Source organism: Dyadobacter sp. BHUBP1 (assembly GCF_050587785.1).
Taxonomy (GTDB): Bacteria; Bacteroidota; Bacteroidia; order Cytophagales; family Spirosomataceae; genus Dyadobacter.
Genome location: NZ_JBOBIH010000008.1, coordinates 82,481 through 98,342 on the forward strand (window position 1 = coordinate 82,481; position 15,862 = coordinate 98,342).

At 49.8% G+C, this 15,862-nt stretch carries 11 protein-coding genes and 1 riboswitch; of the genes, 2 read left to right on the top strand and 9 right to left on the bottom strand.

The features are described 5' to 3' along the window. Positions 1-59 precede the first annotated feature (59 nt). Positions 60-938 (top strand): PIG-L family deacetylase, encoded by an 879-nt coding sequence (locus ACQ4MZ_RS25535; RefSeq protein ID WP_430849913.1) that lies wholly within the window; start codon positions 60-62, stop codon positions 936-938. On the opposite strand, the gene ACQ4MZ_RS25540 is transcribed toward ACQ4MZ_RS25535, so the two are convergent. From ACQ4MZ_RS25540 to rocD, 9 genes are all read right to left on the bottom strand, one after another. Beyond that, the gene (locus ACQ4MZ_RS25540) at positions 939-1,706 is read right to left on the bottom strand and encodes a class I SAM-dependent methyltransferase (protein ID WP_430849916.1); all 768 of its coding nucleotides are present in this window, start codon (positions 1,704-1,706) and stop codon (positions 939-941) included. It abuts the gene before it with no gap. Then, positions 1,703-2,623 carry a glycosyltransferase family 2 protein gene (locus tag ACQ4MZ_RS25545; RefSeq protein ID WP_430849918.1) on the bottom strand — a complete coding sequence of 307 codons (921 nt, stop codon included), beginning with the start codon at positions 2,621-2,623 and terminating at the stop codon, positions 1,703-1,705. Before ACQ4MZ_RS25545 ends, ACQ4MZ_RS25540 begins: the two co-directional genes overlap by 4 nt. Further along, the gene (locus tag ACQ4MZ_RS25550) at positions 2,620-3,714 is read right to left on the bottom strand and encodes a DegT/DnrJ/EryC1/StrS family aminotransferase (RefSeq protein ID WP_430849920.1); all 1,095 of its coding nucleotides are present in this window, start codon (positions 3,712-3,714) and stop codon (positions 2,620-2,622) included. The genes ACQ4MZ_RS25545 and ACQ4MZ_RS25550 overlap by 4 nt, the downstream gene beginning before the upstream one ends. After that, the gene (locus ACQ4MZ_RS25555; RefSeq protein ID WP_430849922.1) at positions 3,711-4,106 is read right to left on the bottom strand and encodes a sugar 3,4-ketoisomerase; all 396 of its coding nucleotides are present in this window, start codon (positions 4,104-4,106) and stop codon (positions 3,711-3,713) included. Before ACQ4MZ_RS25555 ends, ACQ4MZ_RS25550 begins: the two co-directional genes overlap by 4 nt. Before the next feature lie 324 nt (positions 4,107-4,430). After that, positions 4,431-5,630: a hypothetical protein gene (locus tag ACQ4MZ_RS25560; RefSeq protein WP_430849924.1), complete on the bottom strand. Its 1,200-nt coding sequence runs from the start codon at positions 5,628-5,630 to the stop codon at positions 4,431-4,433. Between the two features lie 48 nt (positions 5,631-5,678). Then, positions 5,679-8,777, bottom strand: a complete 3,099-nt coding sequence (locus ACQ4MZ_RS25565; RefSeq protein WP_430849926.1) for an AAA family ATPase — start codon at positions 8,775-8,777, stop codon at positions 5,679-5,681. A 117-nt stretch (positions 8,778-8,894) separates the two neighbouring features. Continuing rightward, complete coding sequence (locus ACQ4MZ_RS25570; protein ID WP_430849928.1) at positions 8,895-10,409, bottom strand: GH3 auxin-responsive promoter family protein; 1,515 nt, start codon at positions 10,407-10,409, stop codon at positions 8,895-8,897. Positions 10,410-10,520: 111 nt separating this feature from the next. Beyond that, positions 10,521-11,912 (bottom strand): S41 family peptidase, encoded by a 1,392-nt coding sequence (locus tag ACQ4MZ_RS25575; protein ID WP_430849930.1) that lies wholly within the window; start codon positions 11,910-11,912, stop codon positions 10,521-10,523. Then, the gene (rocD, locus tag ACQ4MZ_RS25580) at positions 11,909-13,171 is read right to left on the bottom strand and encodes an ornithine--oxo-acid transaminase (protein WP_430849932.1); all 1,263 of its coding nucleotides are present in this window, start codon (positions 13,169-13,171) and stop codon (positions 11,909-11,911) included. The genes ACQ4MZ_RS25575 and rocD overlap by 4 nt, the downstream gene beginning before the upstream one ends. 72 nt (positions 13,172-13,243) lie before the next feature. Continuing rightward, positions 13,244-13,340, top strand: a riboswitch (TPP riboswitch). Between the two features lie 67 nt (positions 13,341-13,407). Between rocD and ACQ4MZ_RS25585 the strand changes: the two genes are divergently transcribed. Next, on the top strand, positions 13,408-15,855 hold the full coding sequence (locus tag ACQ4MZ_RS25585) for a TonB-dependent receptor (RefSeq protein ID WP_430849934.1): 2,448 nt from the start codon (positions 13,408-13,410) through the stop codon (positions 15,853-15,855). Positions 15,856-15,862: the final 7 nt, after the last annotated feature.

The following is a 15,862-nucleotide window of genomic DNA, read 5'->3' on the forward strand; positions in this document are numbered from 1 at the left end:
GATTGCAATAATCCCCGGAATCCATAATTTTATAACACATCACCTAACAAAATGATCGCATGAGACACATTTATCTTTTGTTATTATTGCTGCTTCCTCCGTGCCTGCACGCGCAAGGCCCCCGCGTTCTGATCGTTACCGCGCACCCCGACGATGAAACCATGTTCCCGGTGACTGTTTTTAAAATCACCCATGAACTGAAAGGCTCGGCCGACCTCGCATTGATCACCGACGCCTCGGGCGGCTACAATGGCCTTGTGGCATCGAGCTATTACGGCCTGAACCTCGTGGATTCTGCAACAGGCAGGAAGCATTTACCCTTAATCCGCAAAAAAGAGCTCATGGCTTCCGGAGAGGTGATGGGAATAGGTAATTTCTTCTTCCTTGACCAGCTCGACGATTACTACAACCGCGACGAGAAGCCCTATTTGCAAGGCAAGAACTGGGACATTGCCTACGTGGAGAAAAAGCTGGATAATATCCTGACCAACGGCAACTATGACTTCATATTCTGCCTCATCCCGCATGAAGGTCAGCATGCACATCATAAAACGGCGTCCATCAGCGCGATACGGGCCGCGCAGCGTTTTAAAGGATCTAAAAAGCCAATTGTCCTGGGGGGCCAATCCCAAAATAAGAACTACACTTTCCAATTCGCCGGACTGGCAGGTTATCCCGAAACCAATATTCTCAAAACCGCCCCTGTATTCGAATTCGACCGTTCTTACGCCTTCGGGGAGGACAAAAAACACAGCTATATGATCGTCGCCGACTGGGTAAAGGCGGCTCACAAGTCCCAAAGCGGTGATATGAACCAGGCCATGCACCGGGGCGATCTGGAGGCGTTCTGGTATTTCGCGGTCAATGGCGAAGATGGTATTGGAAAAACCAAGGCGCTATTTGACGCATTGAACTCTTCGGGATATTCCAAAAAGTGATCAGGCGGGCTGGAATGTTATGAACAGCGAGCTGCCGAAAGGTGCTTTGCCGAGAATAGAAGATTCCGTTTTGGTAATGGCTCTTAAAACCGCATTCACCGTATCTCCGGGATATTCGACATCCGAGTCGAGGTGATCGACGTTGATTTTCTTCTTGCGGATCTGGTAATTCTGCCATTGCCGCACGAGCAAAATGGGTAGTGAAAGCGCAAATGGCCAATAGGTAGTATAATCAATGCGCAGCCCGGCAGCCCAGCCAAATGCCTGAAATTGCTCCAATTTGAAGCGTCGCGAGCTCCCTACGGCAAGGTCGTGCGTGCCCGAGAAGGCTTCGAACGCGTGAATATTAATAATGATCAGCCCGTTGCGGTTCAGGCGATTTTTAAAGGCAGTGAGTGCGCGGATAATCTCCTCGTCAGTCAGGAAATAGAGCGCGTCGTTGCAGGTAATGACGTCGAAAGTTTCGCCCGGCTCGAATGCATCCACATTCCGGAGGTCGCCGAAAACGACATTCAGGCCACGCTCATTCGAGAAATCTATCGCATGTGGTGAATAATCGAAGCCCCGCAGGTTGGAATAGCCATTTTCCTTTAAAAACGACAGTAACCCGCCTGTACCGCAGGCAGCATCGAGGATTTTGAGATCGGGATCCATGGCCCTGAAATGCCTGCGGATCTGACCCAAAACCTTGCCGTGGAGGATCTGATACCACCACAGCTTGCGCTCGGTTTCGTACATGCGCTGGTATTCGAGCCGGTTATCGATCATACTCGCTCAGAGCTGTTATATTTGATCACATATTGCGGCTGGCCGCTCTGCGCCATAAAACTTTTGCCGATGTATTCCCCTAAAACGCTCAGCAGCATGCATTGAATCCCCCCTATGAAAATAATGGTGGCCGTCACTACCTGCCAGCCTTTCGGATCGGGGCCGATAATCCATTGGATAGTCAGGAAGAGCAAAAGGAAAAAGCCCAAACTGAATAATCCCACGCCGATAGGTACAAAAAGGCGAATCGGCAGCGACGAGTAACAGAAAAGGATATTGAGAAAAAGGGATATCAGCTTATGAAATGTGTAGTTGGAAGCCCCTTCTTCCCGCTTCTGGTGCGCTACCTGCACTGTACCAATGTTCCGCGTGATCCGGAATATCAGCCCGTCGATATAAGGATAAGGCCCGTGGTATTTAATAATCTCCTGCACCACTTCCTGCCGGATCAGCTTGAAGCTCGACAAATACAGATCTTTGGGTTTATTTAAAAGGTAGCTGGTGAGCCAGTTGACAAACCTACTGCCCATATTCCGGCCAACAGAATGCTGTTTCTTGGCATAATAGGTATAAACAACGTCGTAATCCCCCGATTCGGCGGTTTCCACCAGTTTCAATATCTCCTCCGGCGGGTTCTGAAAATCGTCGTCGATCATTACGCAGTAGTTGCCGTAAGCCCAGTTGAGTCCGCACATAACCGCATTGAACTCCCCGTAATTCCGGCGCAATGAAATGAACCGCACATTGGCATAGGCATCGGACAATTCGCGGCATACTTGCTCCGACCGGTCGCGGCTGCCGTCGTTGACCATCACGATCTCGAATGATATTTCTGATAAAGTGGCTTGTAGCTTTTCGATCAGCGGTCGGATGGTTTTTTCGCTGTTGTAAACCGGGATAATGACCGATAGCTTCATTGACGATCGAATTGGTTGACGGTTTCTATGATATAGGCCACCTCATCGTCCGTCAGAACCGGATTAAGCGGCAAGCTGATCACCTGCTGGTGGATTTGCTCTGTCAAAGGCAAATGTAAATCTTTATACGCTTTGTAGGCCAATTGTTTATGGATAGGCTGCGGATAATGCACGTTCGTCTGCACGCCGCGCGCATCCAGGAAAGCGATAAATTCCGCGCGGCGGGGATGCCGCACGACAAAAAGATGCCACGCATCTTCCAAAATCCGATCGGACGGTGGCAGTATCAGTTCACTGCATTTCAATTCCTGCAAATACCGGCCGGCGATCTCCCTCCTGCGGGCATTTTCAGGATCGAGGTACGGCAGCTTGACGCTGAGGATAGCTGCTTGTATTTCGTCCAGACGGCTGTTTACTCCCTGGTATTCGTTCTGGTACCGGATCACGGAGCCGTAGTTGCGGAGGTAGCGGATTTTTTCAGCCAATGCAATGTCATTCGTAGTAATGGCACCCGCGTCACCCAGCGCACCCAGGTTTTTGGTAGGGTAAAAACTGAATGCCGTCGCGTCCGCCCACGTACCCACCTTCCTGCCTGCATGCGTGGCCCCGTGCGCCTGCGCGGCGTCGGTGATCACTTTCAGGTCGTGCTTCTTTGCCAGATTGAGTATTTGTGCAATTTCACAGCTTCGCCCGTAAAGGTCGACGGTGATAATGGCTTTCGTTCGGGGTGTGATAGCTTGCTCAATCAGCGCCGGGTCTATCAGCATCGTATGCGGGTCGGGTTCTACGAAAACCGGCGTCAGGTGCAGGTAACTTACCGGCAGCACCGAGGCGATATACGTATTGGCGGGAACGATGATCTCACTGTCTTCCGGCAGGTCCAATGCCAGCAGTATCAATGTAATCGCATCGAGCCCGTTGGCGGTCCCTACGCAATGCTCCGCTTCGCAATACGCCGCGAATGCTTTTTCGAATGATTTCAACTCATTGCCCAGAATATACCACCCCGAACGGATCACCCGTAGGGAAGCATCTTCGATCGCTTGCAGATAAGGGGCGTTTACCTGATTTAAATCCAGAAATGGGATCATTGATACACTGTCTGGATTAGCTGATTCAGGGGATAAGGATCGTCGATATAATCGGCCTGGTCATAATATTCGTTGGACAATACCAACAAAATCGCATCGTCTGAGAAAGAATCCATGATATGCCAATCTTTCGGTTCGAGGATCAGACAGGACACAGGATTATCGAGGATGAAGATCTCCTCTTTCTCGCCGTCGTTGGAGTATATACGACAACTTCCGTGAATACAAACCAGGGCATTCCACGTTTTGTGATGCCTGTGGCCACCGCGTTGCGTCTCACCCGCACCGTAAATGTAGAACACACGTTTAATTGTGCCGGGGATGATTTTTTCAAAGACTGTGAGGTTGCCCGATCCGGTGTTAAATGTATCCAGCTGTACTAAATGCGGCATATGGAAATTTCTAGGTTGTTAGGGTGTGGTTAAACTCTTTCAAATACGCGATCTTTTTCAAAAGTAACCGAATAATAAATGTCAGACATTTTTTCCTTTAAAATACAAAAATACCTTCCACATAAAAAAATCGATTATCCTGGGGTGAGGCTTAATGATCTTTTAATGCGTACCGACACGAAGTGCTGCCGCTCCCGCGGTGACCAATGTTACCTGGTATTGGTTGGGAAAGGACGAAAATAATCGACGCTACCCCTATCCGGGCGACCTTATCCGGGTGACCCTATCCGGGCGACCCGGGCAGGGCAACCATGCCTGGGCTGCCTAGCTGAACAGCCCCCATTGCAGCCGGTGGTCGATCAGCATGAAGAGTTTAACGGGCAGCGGTTCCAGCCAGAGTATTTTATTGTAACCCATATAAAAAACCTGTGGATGGACCACACATACGATCATCGTGAAAAACAGGATAAGGCGGACCGTCGATGTGGAAGAGGTTTCGATTAATATAAAAACCGCAAGCAAGATAAACGGGAAGCCGTACGACAATGCCCTGTCTATGTCGTGGACGTAGATCCCCGTGGCCACCAGCACCGCAAAGCCGACCATAAGCGCCAGCAGAAGCCAGTAACGCCTCGTAAGGCATAACACCGCAAAGGCCGCAAGCAGAATCAGCCAGGTTCCTTCAAATGCCCCCCAGATACTGCTTCCCAAGCCATTGCGATGGGCATTGGCAAGCAACACGGGTGTTCCGATCGTAGAATAGGAATGGTGTGGGAAATAGGTGGTTTGCACATATTCCCGGATCGTAAAATAGATCGCCCACGCTACCCAAACGACGAGACTCTCCCCTGTAAACGCCGATTTAAGCAAACCGGAAACACCAAAATTGTTATTACGATAAGCTTTCGTTCCCATCCACCAGAGCAATAAATAACCACCTGCCACCACCGCCCGCTCATCGGTAAAGAATGCGATCAACAGCGAGAGAAATATCACGAGCGAATTGTTGCTCAATAATGCCAGCAGGAGAAAGAAAAAGGCAAATTCATCGCCATACCCGTGCACATCCGCGAAAGCCCACACGCTCACGAAGATGTTCGCAATGGCGGTCACAAACAGCGCGGTAATGACTTTATCCCCCGACACCGAAAAGATATAACCGGCGGTTTTGTAAAGGAACAACACCCCCAAAACAGCCTGGATGATCAGGATCAGCAGCACATTATGGCCAGTCAGAAATGAGAGGGCGGGCAGTGTCCAGCGGAAGATCATATTCTCCCGGCGGACGTCGTAATCCATGTCTTTCGGATGCAGTATGTCCTGTGCCTGATTGTGGATAAAGACCCAGGCATCGAGACTGACTCCATTGCTTCTCAAATGGTCGAGTAAGAGCGAATAGGGAGGAAATGCAAGAAAAAGCGAAAGTGCGACCGCAAAAAAAGTGAGCTTCCACAACCAGTTTTTTCCAGACAATTGTGCTTCAATCCAAAGGAGAGACGACCCGTAAAAGTTTTCCAAAAGCATAGGACGGCTTGGCCAAATACGCTCAAATATACATTTAATGTGCGATACTCATTTCCAGCTCGGCACGATCCGGCTGCCTTCTTCGCTTTCGGTAATGCGCAGGTACGCCTGGATTTCCTGTTGCAGGTCCTCCACGTGACTGATAATGCCCACGATCCGGTTCTCCTTTCTCAATGATTTTAACGTTTCAAAGACCGTTTGTAATGCGTTTTTATCAAGGGAACCAAAACCTTCGTCGAGGAAAAAAAAGTTGTGTTTCGATTCATTTCTGACGTGAATGTGATCCGCCAGCGCCAAGGCCAGCGACAGTGCCGCCTGAAATTTCTGTCCGCCCGAAAGCGTTTTCAGCAATCGCATATGGCCGCCATTGAGCAGGTCTCTTACCCAGAAACTGTTTCCCTCCCCTAGTTCGAGATGCAACTGCTGATGGGTCATCTGGTGGAACCGGTGGTTAGCCGCCTGGATCAGGTTTTGGAGGTAAATGCTCGAAGCATAATCCACAAAACCGCTTGACCGGAAGAGTTTCGCCAGATCGTCGAGATGTTCTTTTCTGAGCTGCAAACGGCCTTTCTCTGTCAAAAGCGTAGCTTTTTTGGCCAGATCTTCCGCCATTTGTTTCAGCCGCCCACCGATATTTCCTTCTTCTTTTCGTTGGATATTCAGGTTTTCGGTCAGGGCGTTTTTTAATGCAGTCACTTCCTCATGTTTTGCGGCGTCGTATTGTTCGCCGGCATGGTCTTCAAGTAAGGTTTTCAACTCTGCGCCGGTTGTTTCAAGCGCCATTTTGAACTCGTCGATCGCCTTCCGCTCGGTATCGATGCGGATCGGCTTTTGCAGTATCTCCACCACCTGTGCCTCAGTTTCAAAAGCATATGCGACTAGTTCGCGATCGATCTTGTCCTGAACTGTCACGAGCTCCCGCCTGCTTCCCTCCAACGCGGCCAATAATGTCGCCTGACTTCCCGAAAGCGTATTTTGCTCTTTTTCAAATGCATCTACTTGCTTTTCAGCCTCTGCAAATGCATTTGATAGTTGTTGGTAATCGGCTTTCAAGGCAGCTATTTTTTCTGCAATGACATTCTTTTCAACTGTTTCGAAATCCGCCAGATTAACCCTCGAAAGCTGCTCGGAAAGCGTTTGCACCGTGTTTTCAAACCTTAAAATCTCGTCCCTCAACACTTGCAGCGGCTTCTCGATCTTTTCTGTTTTCTCTTTGATAGCCGCGTCGATTTGCTCCGCCGATACTTTCAAAGTTGCCTCGGCGGCCTTAATTTCAGCCTGCAAACGGCTGCTTTCCGCAAACCGTTTTTCGAAACTTTCCCTGTCTGCTTTATTGAATGCAGGCCAAATAAAAGCCTCGTCATGCGCTTTCAACCGGCCTTGTGCCTCGTTATAGCGCTGTCTGATGGAACCTTTCTGTTTCTCAAGGCCTTCGATTTGGTTAAAAATGCGCTCGATCGGCGACTGCAAGCGCCTTAGCAATCTTTCTTTTTCATCCAATGCATTCACCTGCTTCTCGATCGCCGCTATTTCCGCGGCTAATGCGCCGTCGGCGGACAATACTTCGGGATGGTGCAGCGAGCCACAAAGCGGGCAGGGTTCTCCGTCTTCGAGATTACCCGCATACTGGTGCAATGCGACGCGGGTATTGATGTGAAATAACTGGCGGTTCAGCTCCTTCCGACTGGTTTCTCCGGTTTCAAAATATGCCGCAATGCCCTTTTGGAACGCATCCAATGAATGTTCCTCGCCAAACTCAATGCCGAAATCGCCGGTAATCTCCTGCAAACGCTGGCCCAATCCTTCGGTCAACGTGGTGATTTCGGCGGCTAGCGCCTTCGCCTCCGTCTGGATCGTCTGACGGTTCTCCGTAAGTGCGTCGGCAGTGACAAACCACGATTTTACGAGTCCCATTTCGAGCACGTCGCCCAGGCCCGCTTTGCGCTGCTCATTAGCGGTTTCGAGCTCCTCCCTTTGTTGTTTTTGTATCTCAATGGCGTTTTCCTTCTCCTTCAACTGCTCTTCGCCACGTGCCAGCGCCTCTTTCCTTTTGATAACAGCCTGCGAGTGTTCGATAATCCGTATCACCTTTTCAAGCTCTTCCGCCGTCGCGAGCAGTTCTTCCCGCTTTTCGTAGCGCGGCTTCAGTATCTGTAATGTCTCCTGCTGCTTACCGAGCAATGCAGCCAGTTCGGTAAGCTTCGTCTGGTTAGCCGCCGAAATGCGCTCGTCCCTTGATATAGCCGTCAGCAGGTTAGTTTTCTGGTCAAAAATGGATTTAAAATGCAGGGAGCAGGTTTCAAAGGTCTTTAATGCGGCCTCGCGTTCCCGCATAATCGCCCGCTCGGAGTCGAGTAATGCCAGCCTGTTTTGCAGCGCCAGAATTTTTTCTCCGGCGAGTTTAAGCTTTTGAAAATTACTCTCCAGCTCCGTTTGGATCGCCAGCTCATTCGCGATCTGCTGAATTTGCTGCCGAACTTGTTCCAGCCGTTGCTCACCTTCCGCAAGCATTTCCGGCGTCACTTCGCCGAGGCCCATCAACTGGCCGTCCACATTCGATAATGCGAGGTCGTTCTGCTTACTTAACGAGCCTACATTACGGCTAAGGTCATATTTTTCGAGCTGGAAGAGCTCCTTCATCATCCGGGTGCGCTCGGCATCTTTCAGTTCGATAAATTCCTGAAAGCGCCCCTGCGGTATGATGATCGTCCGGCGGAAATTGTCATAACTGAGGCCGATAATGCTTTCAGTCGATTCGCTTTCAGCCAATGGCACCCAGTCATTCTCCCGCCAGACGTAACCTTTTCTGTCAAAAGTTTTTACGTCCTTGAAATTCTTGCTATTCCGCTTGCCACGTACAGTAAACCGGTAACGCTCACCGTTTTTACCCGCAATGCATTCAAAGTCAATGAGCAAATCATCCGAGCGCAGGTTCATCATATTGTAAGTCCGGTCGTCTCCCGACTTGTTGAGCCGCTCCGTATCCCCGTATAATGCAAATGTGATCGCTTCCAGAATGGAGGATTTCCCGCTCCCCACAGCCCCGAATATCCCGAACAACGACGCGTCCGTCAACGGATCGAAATCAATTTCCTGTTCGGTTTGATAAGAATAGAGTCCTTTGATTTTTAAGCGTTTGGGGATCATGGATGGCTGTCGGCAGTCAGCTATCGGCTATCGGCCGTTGGCTTTGTGCCTGTCGAATACGGTTTTTATAAAATATTTGCTTAAAAAATCCGACAGCCGAAGCCGACTGCCGTAGTACTACAAACTGGCGAGCAGATCATCCAGATACTCCCGCGTATTGCTCAGCCTCGGTACCTTGTTCTGGCCGCCGAGCTTGTGCTGCTTGCCGAGCCAGGCGTAGAAGGTACCGGCCGGTGCGAAATGCACTTGCGGACGCGTGAGGGCCATATCTTTGTATCGTTTGGCATCATAATCGGAGTTTACTTCCCGCAACGCGGTGTCCAGCGCCTGCACGAATGCATTGCGATCCTCCGGTTCTTTGGTGAATTCGATGATCCATTCATGGCAGCCACGCGAGCCGTCACCCATGTACACGGGCCCGGCGGTATAGTTCGCTACCAGGGCGTCTGTCTGGTGCGCCGCTACCTTAATGGCATGATCGGCATTCTCGACAATCACTTCCTCACCAAATGCATTGATAAAATGCTTCGTACGCCCGCTCACCTTCACCCGGAAAGGGTAAGTAGAGGTAAATTTCACGGTATCGCCGATCAGGTAACGCCAGAGCCCGGCGTTGGTAGAGATCACCATTGCATAGTTCTTTCCTACTTCCACTTCGTCCAATAACAATGCTTTGGGATGATCCTTACCGAGCTCTTCAATGGGTATAAATTCATAAAAAATGCCATAATCGAGCATGAGCAGCATTTCGCCTACCCTATTAATGTCGTCCTGGATCGCGAAAAAGCCTTCCGATGCACTGTAAGTTTCGAGGTACAGCACCTGATCGGAAGGGAAATATTTCGTCATGAACAAATCGCGGTAGGGTTCGAATGAAACCGCTCCATGCACGAAAACCTCAAAATCCGGCCAGATTTCAAGCATATTCTTTTTGCCGGTACGTTCGAGGATCTGGTCGAGCAACACGATCGTCCAGGTAGGCACGCCTAGAATGCTGGTCACGTTCTCCTGCGAGCATATAGACGCCATTTTGTCCAGCTTGCTTTCCCAATGGTCCATCAGAGCCACCTCCAAAGGCGGAGTGCGCATAAATTCCGCCCAGGAAGGCAGGTTTTGCATAATCACCGCCGACACGTCGCCGATCTGGGTATAATCGTCAAAAGGATTGGCATGCAAAGTCCCGCCGATCGAAAGGCCCTTCCCGTCGAAGACGCGGGTATCGGGCCGGTTGTTGATCAGCAGGGTCATCATGTCCTTTCCGCCTTCGTAGTGGCATTCTTCCAAAGCCTCGGGCGAAACGGGCAGAAACTTGCTCCGCGCATTCGTGGTACCCGATGATTTGGAAAACCATTCGATCTGCGACGGCCAGAGCACATTCGGCTCGCCTTTCAGGACACGCTCGATGTAAGGATAAAGTTGCTCGTAAGCCGAAATGGGTACCTGCTCCTGAAATTCCCTGACCGATTTGATCTGACCGTAATTATAACGGCTGCCCCATTCGGTGTAGCGGGCAGTTTCGATCAATTCGGAAAATATACGCTGCTGGGTCTCAATGGGGTACTTCATAAACTGTTCGATCCGTTCGAAGCGCCGCTTCATAAACCAGACAGTCATATCATTTACCAGCTTCATAAAGGTCAATTAGTTAGAAATACGCAAGTTTGTAAAAATAGCAATAAAAAATGGTGAGAGAACAGTTGCAAGCCGTTCTCTCACCATTCGGGAAATTTTATCAGCAGGTGGTTATCTGTCAAAGAACATATTGCTGCCGCCGGCCTTTTGGCTGATCGACGACGACAGTTCCGCGTTTGCCTCCTCCGCCAGCACGCGCGCGCTCCGGAGTTGGCGCGTTACGTGCGTACCCGTGATCTGGAAGAGTGCCTCGCCCAGCAAGGGATCGCGTGGATCGCCATAGGGATAAAGGATATTGCCCTCGCTAACCTTCACATCCGGCTCAAAGCCAACATGGTAATCCGACTTCTTGTCCTTATTCAACGATTTGGAGACAATCGGCTGCAATCCCACTTTGATACCATTCTTCTCGTCGCTGATCGTGACCGACCCCACATTCTTACCCACAGTTTTACCTCCGACCAGTGTTACCGTCATAAAAGGCTTCAACCCATTGATCACCAGTTCACTCGCGGAAGCCGTCCGCGACGACACCAGTACCACGAGGTGTTTCAGGTCATTGCCTACATTCTGACTTTTGGATATAAACTTGTCGTAGAAATAGGATTCACCGTATTTTTTGAGGCTCGTTTCGGTTACCTGCTTGTTGTATTCCTTGTAATAAAATACATCGTTGGCCGTCACCTTACCCATAAGGCTTGCCAGGTTGGTCGCAGAACTTACATACCCTCCCGGATTATAGCGCAAGTCGAGGACCAATGCATTGATATTACTGTTTTTGAATTCCGAGAAAATCGCATCCAGCTTCTTATCATACGCCTTGTTACTGGTTTGGTAAGGCTCGGGAATAAACTGGTGATAAACCACGTATCCGATTTTGTTGGCACCGATCGTGTAAACAGAATCAAAGAACACCGGATCTTCCTGCAAGACAATGGGCGTCACGTCACGCTTCGTCGTAGTTTCCTTCAAAGTACCATCCTTAATGTCGGCCAGGGTGTAAGTAGCCTTATCCTGAGTATTGAGCAGTTTTGAGTAGTTCGAGTCCGTCAATTTCTGGCCATTCACACTGCTGAAAACATCGCCCCGCACAAAGCCGGCCTTGGCGGCAGGTGAGTCCGGGATCACGTAAAGCACAATGCCTACTACATTGCTGGTATTGGCAGGAAAATACACCAGTTTGTACTCCATGCCGCTTGTTTTGGATTCGCCTCCCAACGACGCTTCCAATTCCTTCGCACTTTCCTGCATCCATGAAAACCGGTCGCCGTCCGGGCGCGCCGTCGCATCATATTTATAAAGCAGAGAGCTGAAAAAATCGCTCGGCGTTTTGTTGTAATCGGGCGATGCGGTGATGTGGTCGGTCCAGTAATACCAGTACTTCATGTTGGTATAGATCCACTCGTTGGTCTCGGTATCATTCTTGGGATCGGCGTTTTTTTCCTTGCAAGAAAAAACACAGGCAGCGATTAAAATGACAGGCAGGAGAAGTTTCAGTTTCATAGATTTCCGTTCATTTCTAAAAATACCTCTTCAATAATGCGGCAAGCTTCGTCCATCTGCGACTCATTGATCACCAGTGGCGGCGCGAAACGGATCTTGTTGCCATGCGTAGGCTTGCACAACAGCCCTTTTTCCATCATTTTATAACAAAGGTCCATGGCCGTGCTGCTATCTTCGGAGTCGTTGATCACGATCGCATTCAGCAGCCCCTTCCCTCTAACGCTTTCGATCAGAGAACATTGCTTTTGAAGCTCCTGCATTCTCTTGCGGAAAATCCGGCCCATTTGTTCGGCATTTTCAGCAAGGTTTTCATCCTGGACCACCCGTAATGCAGCGATGGTCACCGCGCATGCCAACGGGTTACCGCCATAGGTCGAGCCGTGCTCGCCGGGCGCGATCGTCAGCATGATTTCGTCGTCGGCCAATGCAGCCGAAACCGGCATGGTACCACCCGATAATGCTTTGCCGAGGACCAGGATATCAGGCTTTACATTTTCCCAGTCACAGGCAAGCCGTTTTCCTGTACGGCCGATACCGGTTTGCACCTCGTCGGCGATGAACAGGACATTATATTTTGTACACAGATCACGCACGCCTTTTAAGTAACCCTCGTCCGGCACCACTACACCCGCTTCACCCTGAATAGGCTCCACCATGAAACCGGCGATGTCCGGGTCATTTTTCAGGAGGCTTTCGAGGGCAGGAAGGTCATTATAGGGTATGATTTCGTAGCCGGGCAGGAACGGGCCGTAGTCGTTGGTGGAACAAGGATCCGTCGACGAGGATATCGCCGCCAATGTCCTGCCCCAGAAATTACCGGCGGCATACACGGTTTTTGCCTTTCCGGGCTCGATACCTTTTACTTTATACGCCCATTTCCGGGTTAGTTTCAGCGCAGTTTCGCCGCCCTCCACGCCCGAATTCATCATCAGGACTTTATCATACCCGAAATAGTCGCAAAGAAATTTCTCGCATTCGCCAAGGCGGTCGTTATAGAATGCACGGGAGGTGAGCGTCAGCTTTTGCGCCTGGCGTACCATCGCATCCACGATCTTCGGATGGCAATGCCCCTGGCTCACCGCGCTGTATGCCGACAGGAAGTCGAAATACTGCTTTCCTTCCACATCCCACAAAAAAACTCCTTCGCCCCGCTGGATAACCACCGGCATCGGCTTGTAATTATGTGCCCCATACCGGTATTCGAGCTCCATAGCATGCTGAGAGGCACTGATATCGGTCGTGTCTGTATAGCTTTTCATTTTGGTATTCAAATAGTTAGGAACTTCATTTCGAGATATGTAAAATTACGGAAAAGCGTATTAATTTTGCAGCATAATCTCAAGGGGTGCCCTACCGAACGGGCTGAGATCATACCCATTTAACCTGATCCGGGTAATGCCGGCGTAGGGAGAGAAAGCCGGACCGGCTGTTTTCTGTTAATATTTTATCGAACTTTCTGATAGGTGGCCCCTGCCTGTTGTAATTATTGATCGCAATGCGAAAAATTACTACCTGTCTGCTGACCTTGCTGTTCAGCACCACCTCACTCGTCACTTTTGCCCAAAAGAGTGTTTCCGGCCGTGTGACCGATGCCGAGGACGGCAAACCGCTCCCCGGCGCGACCATTAAGGCCGGCGAGATCCGCGGTACGAGCACCGACAAGGATGGCCGTTTTGTTTTGAAAAACATCTCTGAAAATATCGAAGCCCTCGACATCTCCTACATCGGTTACCAAACTTCAAAAATCGCCGTCGGCGCTTCAAATCAGCTGGAAATCAAGCTCAACAAAAGCACTTACCAGGCTGATGAAGTGATCATCAACGCCACCCGCGTGAACGACAAAACGGGTATGGCTTACACCAATGTGACCGCCGCACAAATCGACAAGCAGAATATGGGGCAGGACTTGCCGGTACTGCTCAACTTTTCCCCTTCCCTTGTGAGCACGAGCGACGCAGGCGGCGGCGTGGGCTACACGGGCATACGCATACGAGGCTCCGACGCGACGCGGATCAATGTAACTGTGAATGGCATTCCTTATAACGATGCTGAAAGCCAGGGGGTTTTCTGGGTAAATATGCCGGATTTCGCCTCGTCGGTAAGCAGCATTCAAATCCAACGGGGCGTGGGAACTTCCACCAATGGCGCAGGCGCATTTGGCGCTTCGGTGAATATTAATACCAATGCATTCCGCGAAACAGCTTATGCGGAATTGAATAACTCTTACGGCTCGTTCAATACATTCAAAAACACATTGAAAGTAGGCTCCGGGCTGATTAAAGATAAGTTTACATTCGATGCCCGGCTGTCGCGGGTTTCTTCGGATGGCTTTGTGGACCGCGCTTCCTCAGAATTGCATTCTTATTACCTCTCAGGCGGATATTTTGGCAAGAAGAGCTTTGTGCGGATCAATGTGTTTTCGGGGAAAGAACGCACTTATCAGTCGTGGAACGGTGTGCCGGAGGCCAAATTGCGCGGCGATCGAGAAGGTATTCTGGCTTATATTGACAGAAATTACTTAGGAGAAAAAGATGCGCAAAACCTGCTCAATTCCGATAACCGGACTTATAATTCCTACACGTATAAAAACGAGGTGGATAACTACCGTCAGGACCATTACCAGATCGTTTCCTCCCATAACCTGAGTAATAAACTGACGTTCAACCTCAATGCATTCCTCGTCCGCGGACTGGGCTACTATGAGCAATATCGTTCCGGTGACGATTACAGCAAATACAACCTTCCCAATGTAATTATCGGTAAAGACACGCTCACCAGCACCGACTTCATCCGTCGCCGCTGGCTGGATAATTACTTTTACGGAACTACATTCTCCTTCGATTACAACAGTTTCAAAAAGCTGACAGCGAGCTTCGGCGGAGGCTGGAACCAGTACGATGGCGACCACTATGGTCAGATCATCTGGGCACGCAACGCGGGCAATATCGAGAATGAGCACCAATACTATTTCAGCACGGGGAAAAAGAAGGATTTCAACCTGTATGGAAAGGTTTATTATGCATTCACGGATCGGCTGACTGCATTTGCCGATTTGCAATACCGTCGGGTAAGCCACGCCATTCAGGGAACAGATAATGATCTGGTTCAATTGGCATTTGACGAGTCGTATTCTTTCTTTAATCCAAAAGCAGGTCTTACCTACCAGCTGGCTGAGCAAAGCTCGGTTTATGCCTCATACAGCATCGGTAACCGCGAGCCGAACCGTGACGATTTCACATCTTCAACCGCCAATCTTTTCCCTAAAAGCGAACGTTTGCAAAACGTAGAGGCCGGTTTCCGCACGCAGCAAGGCAAATGGGCATTCGCGGCAAATTATTATCTGATGAGTTATAAAAACCAGCTCGTACTCACCGGTCAGATCAACGACGTGGGTGGCTCTGTGCGTGTGAATGTGCCGAAAAGTTACCGCACCGGTATCGAGCTGGAAGGTGCTGTGGTATTCAACAACCACCTGAAATGGAATGCGAATGCCACTTTCAGCCAGAACAAGATCAAAAATTTCACGGAATACATTGTCGACTATGATAATGGTGGTTATAAAACCGTCGATCATGGTAAGTCGGATATTTCCTTTTCACCAAATGTAATTGCCGGAAGCCAGTTCACTTATTCGCTGCGCAAAAACCTGGAATTGGCCTTGCTGACAAAGTATGTAGGCAAGCAATATCTGGACAATACTTCCACAGAAACCCGCAAACTCGATGCTTACCTGACCAACGATATCCGTCTGTCATGGACTATCAAACCATCGTGGGCAAATGAAATCGGATTCAATTTGCTCGTAAACAATGTCCTGGATGAGCAATACGAATCGAACGGCTATACCTACGGTTATATGTACGGGGGCGCACTCACGCAAGAGAATTTCTATTTTCCGCAAGCGGGAAGGAATTTCCTGATCGGGGTGAATTTCAGGTTTTGATAACCAC